At 65.8% G+C, this 16051-nt stretch carries 15 protein-coding genes; 10 read left to right on the top strand and 5 right to left on the bottom strand.

Annotated features, from left to right (window positions below):
- The first annotated feature begins 253 nt into the window (after positions 1-253).
- Together JOF56_RS09955 and JOF56_RS09960 are read left to right on the top strand one after the other, a co-directional pair.
- Positions 254-532, top strand: coding sequence for a hypothetical protein (locus tag JOF56_RS09955; protein WP_209636598.1), 279 nt, complete (start codon positions 254-256; stop codon positions 530-532).
- A complete protein-coding gene (locus JOF56_RS09960; protein WP_209636600.1) occupies positions 529-915 on the top strand; it encodes a PIN domain-containing protein in 387 nt (128 codons plus the stop codon). The genes JOF56_RS09955 and JOF56_RS09960 overlap by 4 nt, the downstream gene beginning before the upstream one ends.
- Positions 916-1583: 668 nt before the next feature.
- Here the strand turns inward: JOF56_RS09960 and JOF56_RS09965 are convergent.
- Positions 1584-2072, bottom strand: coding sequence for a MarR family winged helix-turn-helix transcriptional regulator (locus JOF56_RS09965; protein ID WP_209636601.1), 489 nt, complete (start codon positions 2070-2072; stop codon positions 1584-1586).
- Positions 2073-2520: 448 nt separating this feature from the next.
- Here JOF56_RS09965 and ypfJ point away from each other — a divergent pair, with 448 nt between their 5' ends.
- Positions 2521-3441, top strand: a complete 921-nt coding sequence (gene ypfJ / locus JOF56_RS09970; protein ID WP_209636603.1) for a KPN_02809 family neutral zinc metallopeptidase — start codon at positions 2521-2523, stop codon at positions 3439-3441.
- Between the two features lie 43 nt (positions 3442-3484).
- On the opposite strand, the gene JOF56_RS09975 is transcribed toward ypfJ, so the two are convergent.
- Together JOF56_RS09975 and JOF56_RS09980 are read right to left on the bottom strand one after the other, a co-directional pair.
- Entirely contained in the window at positions 3485-4999 is a 1515-nt protein-coding gene (locus tag JOF56_RS09975; protein ID WP_245378218.1) for a M28 family metallopeptidase, read from the bottom strand.
- An 85-nt stretch (positions 5000-5084) separates the two neighbouring features.
- Positions 5085-5720 carry a GNAT family N-acetyltransferase gene (locus JOF56_RS09980; protein WP_209636605.1) on the bottom strand — a complete coding sequence of 212 codons (636 nt, stop codon included), beginning with the start codon at positions 5718-5720 and terminating at the stop codon, positions 5085-5087.
- 54 nt (positions 5721-5774) lie between these two features.
- Here JOF56_RS09980 and JOF56_RS09985 point away from each other — a divergent pair, with 54 nt between their 5' ends.
- Both JOF56_RS09985 and JOF56_RS09990 read left to right on the top strand, forming a co-directional pair.
- The gene (locus tag JOF56_RS09985; RefSeq protein WP_209636607.1) at positions 5775-6752 is read left to right on the top strand and encodes an NAD(P)H-quinone oxidoreductase; all 978 of its coding nucleotides are present in this window, start codon (positions 5775-5777) and stop codon (positions 6750-6752) included.
- A 291-nt stretch (positions 6753-7043) separates the two neighbouring features.
- Complete coding sequence (locus JOF56_RS09990; protein WP_209636608.1) at positions 7044-7907, top strand: SDR family NAD(P)-dependent oxidoreductase; 864 nt, start codon at positions 7044-7046, stop codon at positions 7905-7907.
- Here JOF56_RS09990 and JOF56_RS09995 read toward each other — a convergent pair.
- Complete coding sequence (locus JOF56_RS09995) at positions 7896-9098, bottom strand: cysteine desulfurase-like protein (protein ID WP_209636610.1); 1203 nt, start codon at positions 9096-9098, stop codon at positions 7896-7898. The genes JOF56_RS09990 and JOF56_RS09995 overlap by 12 nt on opposite strands.
- Before the next feature lie 91 nt (positions 9099-9189).
- Here JOF56_RS09995 and JOF56_RS10000 point away from each other — a divergent pair, with 91 nt between their 5' ends.
- The 5 genes from JOF56_RS10000 to glfT1 all read left to right on the top strand — a co-directional run bounded on the left by JOF56_RS10000 (position 9190) and on the right by glfT1 (position 13097).
- Positions 9190-9738, top strand: coding sequence for a bacterial proteasome activator family protein (locus JOF56_RS10000; protein ID WP_372447854.1), 549 nt, complete (start codon positions 9190-9192; stop codon positions 9736-9738).
- Between the two features lie 81 nt (positions 9739-9819).
- Positions 9820-10338, top strand: a complete 519-nt coding sequence (locus JOF56_RS10005; protein ID WP_307855013.1) for a D-alanyl-D-alanine carboxypeptidase family protein — start codon at positions 9820-9822, stop codon at positions 10336-10338.
- Positions 10339-10468: 130 nt separating this feature from the next.
- Positions 10469-11371 carry a galactan export ABC transporter permease subunit Wzm/RfbD gene (gene wzm / locus JOF56_RS10010; RefSeq protein WP_209636614.1) on the top strand — a complete coding sequence of 301 codons (903 nt, stop codon included), beginning with the start codon at positions 10469-10471 and terminating at the stop codon, positions 11369-11371.
- A 17-nt stretch (positions 11372-11388) separates the two neighbouring features.
- Positions 11389-12201: a galactan export ABC transporter ATP-binding subunit Wzt/RfbE gene (gene wzt / locus JOF56_RS10015; RefSeq protein ID WP_209636616.1), complete on the top strand. Its 813-nt coding sequence runs from the start codon at positions 11389-11391 to the stop codon at positions 12199-12201.
- The gene (glfT1, locus tag JOF56_RS10020; RefSeq protein ID WP_209636618.1) at positions 12198-13097 is read left to right on the top strand and encodes a galactofuranosyltransferase GlfT1; all 900 of its coding nucleotides are present in this window, start codon (positions 12198-12200) and stop codon (positions 13095-13097) included. Before wzt ends, glfT1 begins: the two co-directional genes overlap by 4 nt.
- Here glfT1 and lanKC read toward each other — a convergent pair.
- The gene (lanKC, locus tag JOF56_RS10025; protein WP_245378219.1) at positions 13051-15681 is read right to left on the bottom strand and encodes a class III lanthionine synthetase LanKC; all 2631 of its coding nucleotides are present in this window, start codon (positions 15679-15681) and stop codon (positions 13051-13053) included. The two genes, glfT1 and lanKC, sit on opposite strands and share 47 nt — an antisense overlap.
- Between the last annotated feature and the right edge of the window lie 370 nt (positions 15682-16051).

Genomic DNA, 16051 nt, shown 5'->3' on the forward strand with positions numbered 1-16051 from the left:
CGGGTCTCATTCAACCGGGTCCGGAGCAGTTCATCGCTACCGCTACATCCTCTCTACCAGGGAAGACGTATGCTTACGGATCTTGATGAACAGTGATGCATAGAACTTGAAAGCGGGAGACGGGAGACCGATTCATGTGACTGTGGACCGGCACATGCCTGGGTATCGGCGCGGTTCGTCCAGTCGCATGTCATCCGACACTCGGCGCCACTTCGCCCATCCGGATTATTAGAAGTTTTGTTAAAGTGGTGTCATGGCAGATGAGCAGCGCCCCGGTGAAGGCGCTACCACTGTTGTCTCGGTGTCGATGCACAGCGGGACGATCGGGGCTGTCCGCGGGCGGGTTGGGCCTCGTGGTGTCTCCGCCTATATCGAGGCGGCGGTCCAGCGGCAGATTGAGCGCGACAATCTTGATGAGCTCATAGCTGCGGCTGAGGCCGAGCATGGATCGATCAGCGCGGAGGAGATCGAGGCCAAGCGCCAGCAGCTCGCGCAGCTGCGCGATGAACAGCGTGGCGCTGGTGCCGCATGACCCTTGTGCTGGACAGCGAAGGGCTTGCCAAGGCAGTGCTTCGTGACCGTGAACTGACAACCTGGCTGGCCGCCGCACGTGCTGCGGACGAGCGGGTGATCACAAGCGCCGCGACCCTGGTTGAAGTGATCCACCCGCGGATCAACCGGGCCGCGTTCGACTGGGTGATCTCCCGGTTGTCCGTCGAGCCGGTTACGTCCGAGATTGCCAGACAAGCCGGTGTTCTCTTGGAACGCGCCGGACGTCATGGCCACAAGTACGCCATCGACGCGATGCTGGCCGCCACAGCACTGGCTGCTCGCGGGCCGACGACCGTCCTCACCTCCGACCCTGACGACATCGCGATGCTTTGCGGTCACCTGGTTACGGTCGTGAAAGTGTGAGGGTTACTCGCGGAGCGGACCGCTGATCGCAGAACACCGATGGCGACCTGTATGCGCCATCGGTGTTCCACTTTTGGTTGGGCGAGGGTCAGTCGCAGTGGGATGGGCCCGACATCCAGAGGGTGTAGACGCCGTTGATTGTTGCGGCTCCGCCCCAGTCTATACATCTTCCCGAGGCGGAGACTTTTACTGGGCCGGCATATGTGGTGAAATTACCGTCGTTGTGTTTGTAGTCTCCGAAGTTTCCGTTCGCGTCTTGTTTCGCGATGCTGGCCAGCATCGCGATTCGGGGAGTGCCTGGGTTTGTGCGCCAGGTGACCACGCAGTTGGTTGTGCCGTTGTAGAGCAGGCGGATTGTGGCGACGTTTCCTAGCTTGTGGCTGTCTACCTGATGGTAGCTGCCACCTCCGCATGCTTCGATCGGTGAGTCCGCTGTGACTGCCGCAGTGGTTGGTGTCGCAGTGGTGGAGAGTGCGGCTGCGGTTGTGATTGTGAGTAGTGCTGCTTGCATGGATTTGCGCATTGGTTTGACTCGCTTTCCTTGCCCGGATTGGGACTTGAGGCGAGCCTATCGATCCTGACCGGGAGGTCAGGGCGAGCTTTGCGGGATTGTCCGCATGATGTCGGGTTGCATTGCAGGAAGATGCCAGAATTGCTGGGGTTTTCGACTAATCCTCGAGGGAGATCAATAGTTGGCGCAGCAGGTCCGCGAGTTGGGATTGCTGGGTTTCTGTCAGCGCCGAGAGGAGTTCTCGTTCGCGGTTGAGGCGGGTTTGGAGGACCTCGTCGATGAGGGTTCGGCCGTCCGGAGTCAGGGCTACGTGGATGCCTCGGCGATCCGTCAGATCTTTGGAGCGGGCCACCAGACGCCTCTTCTCCAGGCGGTCCAGGCGGTGGGTCATGGTGCCCGAGCTGATCATCATCGTTGCCTGGAGGCGGCCCACGGTCAGGATGAAGGGTGGGCCGGCGCGGCGTAAGGAGGCCAGGACTTCGAATTCCCAGCCGGCCAGGCCGTGGTCTGCCAGGTTGTCGTCGATGCCGCGTTCCAGCAGGGCCGCCAGGCGGGCTGTCCGGGTGGTCACCGCCATGGGCGTTGGATCCAGGTCCGGTCGTTCTCGCTGCCACTGACTCAGGATTGCGTCCACCGCGTCGCCCACGGGTCGATTCTGGCACCACTGGGAACGTGTCCGATTCGGACAGTTACCGCAACTTCACCAATTCAGGTCCCTTGTGACCGCCGCCACAAAGGTGCATGCTCGAAGAGCAAGGTTGCTCCGAACGTGTCAACGCGCGGGGGCAGCCGGAAGGGATAGGTGATGCCGTGGCAAAGCGCTCGAGGCGAGTGGTCGCGCGCTGCTTGCCGCATCCCCGCGGCTGAGCTGAGAAGCATCGGCCCGGTCGCGACTGTGAGCGGCAGAAAGCCCGTTTGAGAACGTGTGCATCGCACATTGACGCCGTTGAGTCCCCGCTGTGGATTCCGCGCCAGCCGGGCCAGGCGTCGCGGCCAACTGACAAGTCCATCCGATCCGGGTGCGGCGTCCAGGGGACGCCGCACCCGGCTGTATATCGTTGGTTTCCACACACCGTGCCCTACCCGGAGGCGACGTGGAATTCAACGACGACGCGGGCCTCGACACCTCACAGGTCGAGGACCTGCGGTCATCCGGCGGCGGAGTCGGCGGCCGTGTCCTGCTCGGTGGTGGCGGGCTCGGGGTGGTCGGCCTGATCATCTACTTCGTGATGTCGCAGTTCGGCGGCGGTCTGCTCGACGGGGGCAGCACGGCGGCCGGGATCAGCGACGTCTCCAACGGCGGGCGGGTCGACAACGCCAGGCTCTCGCAGGAGTGCAAGACCGGGCGGGACGCCAACACCAAGCACGACTGCGCCCTGGTCGCGGTGATCAACTCTGTGCAGGGCTACTGGAAGGACGAGTTCGCCCGCTCCGGGCGGACCTACCAGCAGGCGCCGACGAACTTCTTCCGCGGCAACGTCAACACGGCCTGTGGCGGCGCGACCTCGGACGTGGGGCCGTTCTACTGCCCGGGTGACTCCGAGGTCTACGTCGACCTGTCGTTCTTCCAGGAGCTGCAGACCCGCTTCGGTGCGGAGGGCGGCACCTTCGTCGAGGCGTACGTGCTCGCTCACGAGTACGGCCATCACGTACAGAACCTGCTTGGCACAAGCGATCGTGTCCGCACACGTCGTGGCCCCACGTCAGACGCGGTCCGGCTGGAACTCCAGGCGGACTGTTACGCGGGTGTCTGGGCGAACCACGCCACGACCACGCCGACCTCGAGCGGCCAGCCATTGATCAAGAGCATCAGCCAGGACGACATCCGTCGTGCGCTGGACGCGGCCAGCCGGATCGGCGACGACTTCATCCAGCGGGAACTCGGCGGTGGCCGGGTCGACGAAAGCCAGTTCACGCACGGCACATCGGCTCAGCGTGAGAAGTGGTTCACCACTGGCATCAAGTCCGGCAACCCCGCCAACTGCGACACCTTCAAAGCGAGCAACCTGGGCTGAGCAGCGGCTCACGGCACAGGGTGCCGCGAGCCGCTGCGCCAGATCAGAACTCGATCGAGTCGCTCGTCAGAGCAGCCCGGGACTTGGCAGCCGAACGCACCTCGGCGCGCTTGCTGCGGGGCGGCACACCGTTGACGTCCTCGGTGCTGTAGCCGTAGGCCGCGATCACGTAGGCGATCGCCGTGGCCTGCTTGCCGAGTGCGACCCGGTCGATGTTGCCGAGGTTGTCGCAGGCCTGGTGGTAGCACGGGTCGAAGGCGACGCCGGCGCGTCCGCCCCACTTCGCGGCCTGCGCCGCGGTCTTGATGACCTCGGCGCCGGTGAACGTGCCGCCGGACGGGATGCCCTGGGCCACGAACTCCGCGTAGTCCGAACGAGAGTCGTAGTCCTTGCCTTCGGTCGGGACGCCGGCGGCCGCGAACCTCGCCTGGATCGCGGATTCGATCTGGGCCGAGCCGTACGGGCCGGGGCCCGCGCCGACGCCGTCGGAGTCGTCGCCGTCGTAGATGAAGTGACCCGCGTTCGGCGAGCCGACCATGTCGAAGTTCAGGTACAGCGCGATGTCCAGCTGCTGTTCGAAGCTCAGCGAGCGGACGTACTGCGTGGAGCCGACCAGGCCGAACTCCTCCGCACTCCACCAGCCGAACCGGATCGCGTTGTTGACCTTGGGCGAGCCGCCGAGCTGCAGCGCGGTCTCCAGCAGCGTCGCCGAGCCGCTGCCGTTGTCGTTGATGCCAGGACCAGCGGCGACGCTGTCGAGGTGCGCGCCTGCCATCACGACGTTGTCCTTGCGACCGGTCTTGGTCTGGGCGAGGACGTTGAACGACCGGCGTGGCTCCTCGGTCGCACGGGCGTCGACAGTCACCGACGCGGGCGGGTTGGCTGCGAGGGCTTCGCCTTCAGCCAGGTTCACGCCGACGGTCGGGATACGGGCGTTCGCCGGGTCACTCAGCGTGCCGCCCAGCGGCTGCGGCTCGGCGATGTTGTTGTAGATGATCGCCGCGATCGCGCCCGCCTCCGAGGCGAGCTGCTGCTTGATGGCGAACGTGCAGCCGCCGCGCTTGATGAGCGCGATCTTGCCGGTGAGCGCGAGCCCGGCGTAGTCACTGGCCTCACAGCCCGTGGTGGCGTCCACCGGGACCGCGACGAGCGGGGCGGTCACGCCACCGGCTGGAGTGGACTTGCTGTAGGTGAACATGTGGGTCGGGATCGACCGGCCACCCGCGGTCAGGGTCTCCACCGAGACCACGAAGTAGACGAACGGGAACTCGTGGACCGAGACGTCGAATCCGGCCGCGCGCACCTTGTCGGCGATGTAGTTCGCTGACTGCTGGTGACCGGCGCTGCCGGCGACGCGGGTACGCCCGTTACGGTCGGCAAGCCGTTGGAGCGCGATCAAATGGCGGTTCACGCCGTCCACAGTGACGTTGCGTGAGATTTTGCGGGCCAGCGCGTCGCCCTGTTCGGGCTTGGCGGCGGCCGGTATCGCGGTGAGAGTGATCCCCATGGTCGCCGCGAAAACTGCTGCGGCTAACCGGATTGTTCCCTTGACGGGCATGAACATCCCTTCCTGCCTGGTGGTCCGTCACCATCTCGCTGGCGAGTTCGGCAGGTCAAGGGTTCTGTGCGGGTTTTGCCGGGATTCACCTGTCCGGTACGCCCGAACCGAGCAATTCGGCGCAGCCGTCCAGCCCATCGACCTCGACCGGCCATTGCGGACGGACGAACGTCTCCGGGGTGAGCCGCAGCCGGACGTTGGTGGCCAGTTTTCCCTTGACCGCCATCCGTTCCGTGCCGTCGGGACGGTAACCGAGCTTGCGGCTGACAGCGTGTGACGCTTTGTTGTCGGCGAACGCACCGGACGACATCTGTTCGGCGTGCAGATGGTCGAACGCGAACATCGCCACGGCGGCACGCATTTCCGTTCCGTAACCCTGTCCCTGATGGCCGATTCCCAGCCAGGAACCGGTTTGCGCCGCCCTGGTCACCGCGAAGTCCTTGGCGGACAGGCCCTGCATGCCGATCACGCGGCCGTTCAGCCGGACCAGGAAGTTGACGGTCCAGTCCGCCGGGGACAGCGTGGCCCGGGTGAGCCAGTAATGCTGCAGCCACTCGTGCGGCTGGTTGTCGGTCCACGGCACAACGAACGGCATGTAGTCCGGCGGATGGATCCCCCGCTGGGCCACCTCAGCCAGATCGAGCAGGCCAGCGTCGTCGTCGGGGCGCAGTTCCAGACGCGGTGTGCGCAGGAGGAGATGTCGCAGCGGCCAGGGATCCATGTCGGTGATGGTCCCCGTCCGGTGTACGGAGCGCGACCGGTTTACCGTGGAGATGTGTATGCAATCGTGGCCCGCGAGCCGGGTGGACCTGACGTACTGGAATGGACCGAGGTGCCGGACCCCCAGCCAGGGCCGGGCGAGGTGCTCATCGACATCGCCGCGAGTGCGGTGAACCGGGCGGATTTGTTGCAGCGCCAAGGCTTCTACCCGCCACCGCCGGGTGCGCCGAACATCATCGGGCTGGAGTGCTCCGGCACGATCGCCGCACTCGGTGACGGCGTTACCGAATGGCAGGTCGGCGACCAGGTTTGCGCGTTGCTCGCCGGCGGCGGGTACGCCTCGAAGGTCGCGGTGCCTGCCGTGCAGGTCATGCCGTTGCCTGAGGGCGTTGACGTGGTGACCGCCGCTTCACTGCCTGAGGTGGCGTGCACCGTGTGGTCCAACGTCGTCCAGCACGCGGGGCTGCGTTCCGGCGAGATCCTGCTCGTGCACGGCGGCGCGGGCGGCATCGGCACGCACGCGATCCAGGTCGGCAAGGCTCTGGGCGCGACCGTGGCCGTGACCGCCGGTTCGGACGAGCGGCTGGCGCGCTGCACCGAACTCGGCGCCGACATCGTGATCAATTACAAGACGCAGGATTTCGTCGAAGTACTGGGCAAGCACGGTGCCGACGTGATCCTGGACAACATGGGTGCATCCTATTTGGACCGCAACGTCACCGCGCTGGCCAACGACGGGCGGCTGATGGTGATCGGGTTCCAAGGTGGACGCAAAGCCGAACTGGACTTCTCGAAACTGCTGCCGAAGCGGGGCACCCTGGCTTCTCTCGGGCTGCGCGGCCGGCCGTCGACCGGCAAGGGCAGCAAGGCCGAGGTGGTCGCCGGAGTCCGGGAAGGACTGTGGCCGTTGATCGCCAAGGGACAGGTCAAACCGATCGTCCACTCCGTCGTGCCGATGCGGGACGCGAGTGCCGCGCACTCGGCACTGGAGGCAGGCGGCGAGGTCTTCGGCAAGATCATCCTCACCCCTTGAGCCACCCCTGACCTGCAAAAACCTCGAAACTGTCAGCCCCCTCCGGTAACGTGTTAATCAAGGGTTCCCCTTGGCGAATTCCTCATGCGGAGGAGCGCGGGGCAAGCACAGGCAAGCACAGAGATGCACGGCCAGGCGCGGATGGACATGGACAGGCCCACCCCGGCAACAGCCGGCCCAGGACGGACTCGATGTGACCGCGATCACGGGAATTATCTGGAGAAGGCTCCGGTTATGACTGGTACCGGAGCCTCCTCCGCATGATGGAGGTCCTGACCGACAGGGATGATCATGGGTCGCGTTGTCACTCCGTTCAGTAAAGATTCGACTGCCGAGGATGTTCTCGCGGGTGTCGACCTGACCGGCAAGCGTGCTGTGGTGACGGGTGGCGCCTCGGGTATCGGGACTGAGACCGCGCGGGTGCTGGCCGCCGCCGGGGCTGAGGTCACGGTTGCGATTCGCAACTCCGATGTCGAAGTGCCCAAGGGGATCACGGCCGCGCATCTTGACCTTGCCGACCGGTCCTCGATCGCGAAGTTCGCGCAGGGCTGGGATGGGCCGCTGGACATTCTGGTCAACAACGCGGGTGTGATGGCTCTGCCGGAGTTGCACCGGACCGCGGAAGGCTGGGAGTTGCAGTTCGCCACCAACCACCTTGGCCACTTCGCGCTCGCGCTGGGGCTGCACGACGCGCTCAAGGAAGCGGGCAACGCGCGGATCGTGTCCGTCAGCTCCTCGGCGCACCGGCGGTCTCCCGTGCACTTTGAGGATATTCACTTCGAGAACCGCCAGTATGACGGTTGGCTCGCCTATGGCCAGTCGAAGACTGCGAACATTCTTTTCGCGGTGGAAGCCGCCAAGCGCTGGGCCGCGGACGGCATTACCGTCAACGCGCTTCACCCGGGCGGAATTCGCACCAACTTGCAACGGCATGTTGTGTTCACGCCCGAGCTTCGGGAACTCTTCGACACTTTTGAGTGGAAGAGCACCGAACAGGGCGCAGCCACTTCCGCTCTGGTTGCCGCATCACCTCTGCTCGACAACATCAGCGGTCGTTATTTCGAGGACAGCAACGAGGCCGAAGCGGAAAGCTACGCGCTTGATTCCGAAGCCGCCAAGCGGCTCTGGGATCTCTCCGAAGAGCTAGTTGCGTAGGTCGGCCACCGCGTCGACCAGTTGGTCCACCTCGCTGGATGTTGTGTAGTGCGCGAGGCCGACCCGGACTGCGCCGCCGACTTCGCTCACGCCCAGGGCCGCGAAAACTCCGCTGGGCACGTCGTCGGCGAATGCGCAGATTCCGCGGTCGGCCAGCGCCACAATCGCGTCCGTTGCCTTCATGTCGGCGATTGTGAAAGCCAGTACCGGAATCCGTCGCATGGCGTCGCCGATGACCATCACGTTGCGGATCGCGCGCAGCTCGGAAATGAGTTTCGCCAGCAGACCTGCTTGATAGGACTTTGCCGAGGACAATGAGGTCTGCAAACGCTCGCGCCTTGTTCCGGAGGCGGTGTCGTCGAGGCCAGCGAGATAATCCACGGACGCCACCAGACCAGCCAGCATCGGGTACGCGTGCGCCCCCAATTCCAGCCTTTCGGGGCCGCGCGTGCCTGGGTCGAGAGAGCAGGCCGGCAGACGGTCGAGCAGTTCCGGGTCGGCGAAGACCAGGGCACCGACTGCGGGGCCGCCCCACGCGGAGGCGGACACGGCGATGATGTCGGCGCCCAGGGCCTGCATGTCGATCGGCATGAAGGGGGCCGCTGCGGAGGCGTCGACCACCATCAACGCGCCCGCACTGTGCGCGATGTCGGCGATCTTCGGCACGTCCGGTCTTGTGCCGACCGCTCCGGAGGCCGCTGTGACCGCGACCACCTTTGTCCGCCGGGACATCAGGCTCTCGTACTGCCACGCGGGCAGCTCGCAGGTCTCGATGTCGATCTCACCCCAACGGATGGCCGCGCCCGGTCGCTGCGCCGCCTTCAGCCAGGGGGCGATGTTGGCCTGGTGGTCCAGGCGCGACACCGCGAGCTCGTCACCGATCAGCCAGCCGCTGCCCATCGCCTCTGCCAGGCGTTGCAGCAGTACGGGCACGTTCGGGCCGAGGACCACGCCTGCCGGGTCGCCGCCGACGAGATCGGCTACGGCGCGCCGGGCGGCGTCAACGATGGCCTCGGCTCGTTGTGACGCCGGGAAGGCGCCACCAGGTCCGGACACGGGTGCGCGCATGGCCGTGGACACCGCGGTGGCCACCTGTTCGGGCACTTGCATGCCGGCCGATGCGTCCAGATGAATCCAGCCGTCACCCAACGCGGGGAACAGCCCACGGATCCGAGCGACGTCGAACGCCATGGCCACACCGTACGGACCGGTCCAAGTGCCGTGACCGCTACCCTCGGGTATGGACGTTTGGGGGACACAGCAGCTAGCCAACCCAGGCAGGATGGGACAGATGAGCCAGCCAGGTGACAACGGCGAGGACAACGCGCACCACGTGGTCGTAGTAGGCCCGGACGGGCAGCCACTCGGCGCCGCTCGCATCCCGGACGGCTCCGAGAAGGGCGAAGGGTCCGAGCAGATCGGCGACATGGTCGAGCAGCCCGCGAAGGTGATGCGGATCGGCACCATGATCAAGCAACTGCTGGAGGAGGTCAGGGCGGCTCCGCTGGACGACGCCAGCCGCACCCGGCTCAAGGAGATCCACGCCTCGTCCATCAAGGAGCTCGAGGAGGGCCTGGCGCCCGAGCTGCGGGAGGAGCTGGACCGCCTGACGCTGCCGTTCACCGACGACAGCATCCCGTCGGACGCCGAGCTGCGGGTCGCCCAGGCCCAGCTCGTCGGCTGGCTGGAGGGCCTTTTCGCGGGGATCCAGACGGCGTTGTTCGCCCAGCAGATGTCCGCGCGTGTGCAGCTGGAGCAGATGCGCCGGGGCGCGCTGCCACCCGGTGTGGGCGACGCGCAGCCGGAGGCCCAGCGCGGCCAGTATCTGTAGCGAGGCAACTTCCATACGGCGCCACGCGTCTTGACCTACGTGCGGGGATGGATTCGAGTCCTCCTGGTCGCAGGGGTTGTGGTGCTTTTCTCAGGCGCTCTCTTCGGGCTGTGGAGCTTCAAAGTGGTCGGCTACGACCGGTTCGCCGGCACGCCGACGTACGACATCAACGGGGTGGTCGGCGCGGATTCCGGGCCGACCTGCCCGACGGACAAGCGCTACGTCAACGAGGACCCGAAAGGCCTTCGCGACGACGTGCTGGAGGCGTACCAGAAGCTGAAGGCCAAGGCGGCTGAGCAGAACGTCACACTCTGCCTGCAGGACGGCAAACGCAGCACACGCCAGCAGCAGGCCCAGTACGACGACTACGTCAAGAGATACGGGACCGAGGAGCTGGCCCGCAAATACGTCCTGCCGCCCGACCAGTCGAACCACGTCAAGGGTTTCGCCGTCGACATCCAGCCGTTGTCGGCCGCGGGCTGGGTGGAACGCAGTGCCGGAGCTCACGGCTGGTGCCGCCGTTATGAAAACGAGCCTTGGCACTTCGAGTACGACCCTGCCTATTCCAAGGGCTGCCCGGCGTTACTCCCGCACGCCTGAGCGACTTACCATCCCTGCTCATGCGCAGCACAGGTGAAGGTGAGCTCAGTGACCGACCGGTCACCGATCGGTCGACAGACCGCCGGTACTCTCAACAACCGTGCATGCGACGAGCACGATCGACCGACCGATGACGGCGGCAGAAGCTCCTCTCGACAATCCCAGCCGGACCTACCGCCGGGCCTGGGAGGACATCAAGAGTGGCGTCCAGCTGAGGGACCTGTGGGGTCACCTCGGCTGGCAGGACATCAAGCAGCGTTATCGCCGGTCGGTGATCGGCCCGCTGTGGATCACCCTGGCGATGGCGGTCACCGCCGCGGGCCTCGGGCTGGTCTACTCGACGCTGTTCAAGGCCCAGATCGGGACGTTCCTGCCATATCTGACAGTCGGCTTCATCGTCTGGAACTTCATCCTCGGCTGCATCACCGAAGGCACTGAGACCTTCATCCGCAACGAGGGCCTGATCAAGCACCTGCCCGCACCGCTGACGGTCTACGCGCTGCGCACGGTGTGGCGCCTGACCCTGATGATGCTGCACAACCTGCTGGTCTACCTGGTCGTCATCGCGATCTTCTTCAGCGACGTGACCACTCCCGGCTACCAGATGGTCGAGAACGGGCTGCCCCAGCCGGGCCTGGACTGGTCGGTGTTCCTGGCCGTCCCGGCGTTCGTGCTGGTCGCGCTGAACGGTGTGTGGGTCTCGCTGCTGTTCGGCATCATCTCCACCCGCTACCGCGACATCCCGCAGGTCATCAACGCGCTGATCCAGCTGGTGTTCTTCATGACACCGATCGTCTGGTCGACCGACATCCTGCACAACAGGATCGGCGGCGGCGACATCGCGCTGTGGAAGACCCTGGTGACCGAGCTCAACCCGGTCTACCACTACATCGAGATCATCCGTGCCCCGCTGATCGGCAACACCCAGAGCTGGCACCATTGGGCTGTGGTCGGCGGCATCACTGTTGTCGGCTGGATGTTCGCACTGGTGGCGCTGCGGAACTACCGCGCGCGTGTCCCCTACTGGGTCTGAGTGAGGCAGGACAGCACATGGTCAGCATCGACGTCTGGAACGCCTCGGTCGACTTCCCGATCTTCGACGCCAAGAGCAGGTCGCTGAAGAAGGCGGTGCTCGGCAAGGTCGGCGGCCACATCGGCACGGACACGAAGATCCCCGTGATCGAGGCGCTGAAGGACATCACCCTCTCGTTGCACGACGGCGACCGGGTCGCCCTGGTGGGCCACAACGGCGCCGGCAAGTCCACGCTGCTGCGGCTGCTGTCGGGCATCTACGAGCCGATCACCGGCGGGTCGAAGATCGTCGGCAAGATCGCGCCGGTGTTCGACCTCGGCGTGGGCATGGACCCGGAGATCTCCGGCATCGAGAACATCATGATCCGCGGGCTGTTTCTGGGCATGACCCGCAAGCAGATGGAGAAGCGGGTCGACGACATCGCGGAGTTCTCCGAGCTCGGCGACTTCCTGCAGATGCCGCTGCGGGCGTACTCGACGGGTATGCGCGTGCGGCTGGCGCTGGGCATCGTGACCTCGATCGACCCGGAGATCCTGATCCTCGACGAGGGCATCGGCGCGGTCGACGCGGCGTTCATGGACAAGGCCCGCAACCGGCTGATCGACCTGGTGAAACGCTCCGGCTTGCTGGTCTTCGCCTCGCATCAGGACGATCTGCTGCTGGAGCTGTGCAACTCGGCGATCTGGATGGACGGCGGCCGGATGAAGATGCAGGGCTCGCTGCGCGAGGTGCTCACCGCCTACAAGGGCAGAGACCCGTACGAGAACCTCAGTCCGGAGATGCTGGCCCGGCTGGGTGTCGAGCAGGTCGCGGGTGGCGATTCCCGGTGAGCAAAGCACTTGGGCCTGACTCGGTCGTCGCGGTCGTGGTGACCCGGCACCGGCGTGAGCTGCTGACCGACTCGTTGAAGGTCCTGGGTGCGCAGACGCGGCCGCTGGATCACCTCGTGGTGGTCGACAACGGCCCGGACCAGCCGGTCGAGGATCTCGTGGCCGAGTCCGGGATCCCGTCGACCTACCTTGCTTCGCACCGCAATCTCGGTGGCGCGGGTGGTTTCGCGCTCGGCATCCTGCACGCGCTGGCGATGGGCGCGGAGTGGGTCTGGCTTGCCGACGACGACGGCCGCCCGGCCGACGAGACCGTGCTGGAAGTGCTGCTGAGCGAGGCGAAGCGGCGCGGGCTGGCGGAGATCTCGCCGGTGGTGGCGAACATCAACACCCCGGACACGCTGGCGTTCCCGTTGCGCCGCGGGCTGACGTGGAAGCGGCAGCGCTCGGAGCTGGGCACGGACTTCCTGCCCGGGATCGCGTCGCTGTTCAATGGGGCGCTGTTCCGTGCGTCTACATTGGACGTCGTCGGCGTGCCGGACTACCGGTTGTTCGTGCGGGGCGACGAGGTCGAAGTGCACCGCCGGCTGGTCCGGTCCGGGTTGCCGTTCGGCACCTCGCTGAAGGTGACCTATCTGCACCCGGACGGATCGGACGAGTTCAAGCCGATGCTGGGCGGCCGGTTCCACGCCCAGGACCCGGACAACGAGGTGAAGCGGTACTACACCTACCGCAACCGCGGCTACCTGTTGTCCCGGCCTGGAATGCGCAAGATCGGCGCCCTGGAGGTCCTGCGCTTCGGCCTGTACTTCCTGACCGTGCGCAAGGACCCCAAGGCGTTCCTGCAGTGGCTCAAACTCGTCCGCCAGGGCCAGCGTGAACGGTTCTTCCGGTACTGAACCCGGTCAGCGCCAACGGTTGTTCGCTCAGAAAAGGCAACAGCTGCGCACCGTCCAATGCGGATGCCAGCGCCAGCAGCACGCCGGCGCCGCCGGTGGCCACGTCCATCGACAGCCGGAGCAAGTGCGTGCCGGGGAACGCGATGTGCCCGTGATACGGCACCGCGTGCAGCGTCATCCACTCGAGGTGCTGGTCGAGGGCTCGGGCGGCGAGCGGGTCCGGGTCGCGGCGTAGTCCTGCGGCCAGGGCCCCGATCAGTCCGGCCCGGCCGAGCATCAGGCCGGGCTGGATCACGAACTCCGACAGCAGGGCGCGCCGCAGCCTGGGCAGTTCGCTCGCGACCGAGGCGTCCGGCGCGGTCATCAGCAGCTCTTCCATCACCAGTGTGATGCCCGCACTGCCGACTTCGAGGTACGGCAACGTGCTCTGCCGGTCGCGGACCTGCAGGGACCCGTCCGGTGTCCGGGCGCATTCCATCAGGTCGCGGCGGACAGCCAGGTCGGCGTGGTCCAGCCAGCCGCGGTCACGGGTGCGTTCGAAGAGCCTGAGGAACAGCAGCGCGGGCCCGGACCAGCCGTGCATCAGGCCGGCCCGGCCGCGCAGGCCTGGGCCGGGCAGCGGGGCGTTGTCGAGCATCGCGCTCAGCTTGTCGCCGATCTCGATCGCCTGCCAGAGGTGACCGGCGTCCTGCCTGCTGGCCGCGAGGTGCAGCAGGTTGAGGCCGATCCCGGCCAGGCCGGTGCGCAGGCCGTGGCAGGTGATCACCGGCAGCCGCGGTTCGACCTTCTCGAGCAGTTCGTCGGCCGCGGCGTGGTGGCCGAAGTTCTCCAGGACATGGATCGTGCCGTGTGCGCCGTCCCAGAAACCCGCTGTCACAGGCGTTTGCCGTTGCACCGCGTCGAGCAGCCACTGTTCGTGTGCCGGGTAGCGGCCGAACCCGGACACGTCCAGCGCGTGCAGGACACCGGCCGCGCCGTGCCCGAATCCGGTGCCACCGGCCGAGAACTGCTGGATGTCGCCGGGAAAGAGCCGGTCCTCGCGCTGCGGGGTGGCGCTGGTCAGCACACCGTCCGCAATGGACCGGCGGACCGAGGTCCAGTTGACCTCGGGCTGGTCGATCGCGGTTCGTCGGCGGGCCGATCGGGCCGCCCGCGGGCGCAGCTCGGCCAGCACTTCTTCCAGATACCCCAACGGCAGGTCGAATCGTTTGCGGACCTGGCGGACGAAGTCGGCGAGTTTGTCGGGCTCCAGGTCGAGCACCATCGTCATCGGCAGGAACATCCACAGCCGCAGGACCGCGAAGGCGTACCGGTCGACCTCGTAGCCCGCGCGGTCCACCGGGGCCCGGAATCCCGGTGTGGCACCGGAAGGACGATGCGGGTCGACAGCGGGGAAAGTCAGTTCGAAGTCCACAAACGACACTGAATCGTCGTCGTCGACCAGGATGTTGCGGTCGTTGAGATCCCCGTACACCAGCCCGCGGCGGTGCACGTCGGACAGGATCCGCTCGATCCGGCCGAGTACCGCCAGCGCGCGTTCGGTGTACCGGACGCGGTCGGACGTGCTCGTCTCGCGCTGGGTCAACGGGTAGTTGCGGGCCAGCCAACGGCCGAGTTGAACGCCCGGCATCGCGCTGAGCACCAGGATCTCGTTGCCCCACACTGAAATCCGCTCGTGCAGCTCCGGTATCCCGGGGACGCCTGCGAGCAGGGTGAGCGTGCGGGCCTCACGGTCGAGACGGGTCACAGCGTCCGCACCGTCCTGGTCGACGCCGGTGTAGGGCCTGGCCTCCTTGAGCACGACCTGGCGGCCGTCGTGCTTGCGTCCGGCCAGGTACACGGCGCCCGCGTTGGTCAGATGCATCACATTGCTGACCTGGTACGCGATCGGTTCCTCGGTGCGCTGGGCCTCCAGATGAGGTTTCAGGAAGCCCGGGATCCGGACCCAGTCGGGCAGCTGGAAACCCTGCGTGCCCGACTCCGGGACGAGCCGGCCGTCCGGTCGTTCCAGTGCCGGTATCGCGGCCCCACGTGAATCGATGATCATACGTTCGACGAATCCGCCGAAGCGGACATAAAGTGGGCTCTTTCCATACCTCAGGTCGCCTGGGATATGTGGAGCGTCGACGTCCGTGAGCTGCTCGGCGAGATCATCGAGAACGCGTTTGAGCGCGGGCTCGTCGACCGGGTAAATCGTGATCAATTTTCCACTTGCCGAGCGGTCGGCATACTTCGCGTTACGATTCGCGTGAATCTTCGCCGACCGCAGGAATTTGAACGGCAACCCAGATTGTACACAGTAACCGCGGACCGCGTCGAGAACCGTGCGAGCCTGGCCCGGCGCGGCTGCCACATGCACCTTCCAGCCCTGCATCGGCAGGTCCACGGCATCGGGGAGGCAGACATGCCAGTCGCCGCGATCGAACCGCCGCCAGCCTCGCAGCAATTCGGAAAGCATGCTGACCCAACTGTCCAAAGTCTCGATGCCGTAACCATCGACGTCGTAGAAGTAACGATCCGCGAAACAGAACGCCTCATAACGCAGATCCATGCCGGTATGCGCCTCCCCGTCGTAATTCAGCATTGCGCGCGCCCGAGTAGGAAATAATTTCCGCACGAAACGAACTACAGGTCGATCCGCCGTTCGAGGGTTCACACTGCCAACTAGGCCACCGGGCGCAGTTGTTACCGCCCAGTATGAGTGATCGATCGGCCAGAAATAGGCGAAAAACACCCGATCGCGCCGCCTCGCTCCATCGAATGCAGCATTGCTGCACGGTCCGGATCGGACTATCGATGGCTACACTGAGTAGCCGACCTACCGAGAGTGTGATCACCATCGCGAGGTTCAGCCAAATGCCGCTTGACAGTCCGGTTAACGTTCATTTCGTGCATCGCATGTACCCGATCACCCCGCCGCCCCGCGCCTGAGCGGGGCTTGAGCCACCACACGC

It is taken from the genome of Kibdelosporangium banguiense (assembly GCF_017876405.1).
In the GTDB taxonomy this organism is placed as follows: domain Bacteria; phylum Actinomycetota; class Actinomycetes; order Mycobacteriales; family Pseudonocardiaceae; genus Kibdelosporangium; species Kibdelosporangium banguiense.

Excerpts from the sequence above, each read along its gene's own strand:
- JOF56_RS09995 (WP_209636610.1), bottom strand. The coding sequence starts at position 9,098 with ATGGCGTTCGACGTCGCTCGGATCCGTGGGCTGTTCCCCGCGTTGGGT.
- JOF56_RS09960 (WP_209636600.1), top strand. The coding sequence starts at position 529 with ATGACCCTTGTGCTGGACAGCGAAGGGCTTGCCAAGGCAGTGCTTCGT.
- JOF56_RS09990 (WP_209636608.1), top strand. The coding sequence starts at position 7,044 with ATGGGTCGCGTTGTCACTCCGTTCAGTAAAGATTCGACTGCCGAGGAT.
- wzm (WP_209636614.1), top strand. The coding sequence starts at position 10,469 with ATGACGGCGGCAGAAGCTCCTCTCGACAATCCCAGCCGGACCTACCGC.
- JOF56_RS09980 (WP_209636605.1), bottom strand. The coding sequence starts at position 5,720 with ATGGATCCCTGGCCGCTGCGACATCTCCTCCTGCGCACACCGCGTCTG.
- JOF56_RS09975 (WP_245378218.1), bottom strand. The coding sequence starts at position 4,999 with ATGCCCGTCAAGGGAACAATCCGGTTAGCCGCAGCAGTTTTCGCGGCG.
- lanKC (WP_245378219.1), bottom strand. The coding sequence starts at position 15,681 with ATGCTGAATTACGACGGGGAGGCGCATACCGGCATGGATCTGCGTTAT.
- JOF56_RS10000 (WP_372447854.1), top strand. The coding sequence starts at position 9,190 with ATGGGACAGATGAGCCAGCCAGGTGACAACGGCGAGGACAACGCGCAC.
- wzt (WP_209636616.1), top strand. The coding sequence starts at position 11,389 with ATGGTCAGCATCGACGTCTGGAACGCCTCGGTCGACTTCCCGATCTTC.
- JOF56_RS09955 (WP_209636598.1), top strand. The coding sequence starts at position 254 with ATGGCAGATGAGCAGCGCCCCGGTGAAGGCGCTACCACTGTTGTCTCG.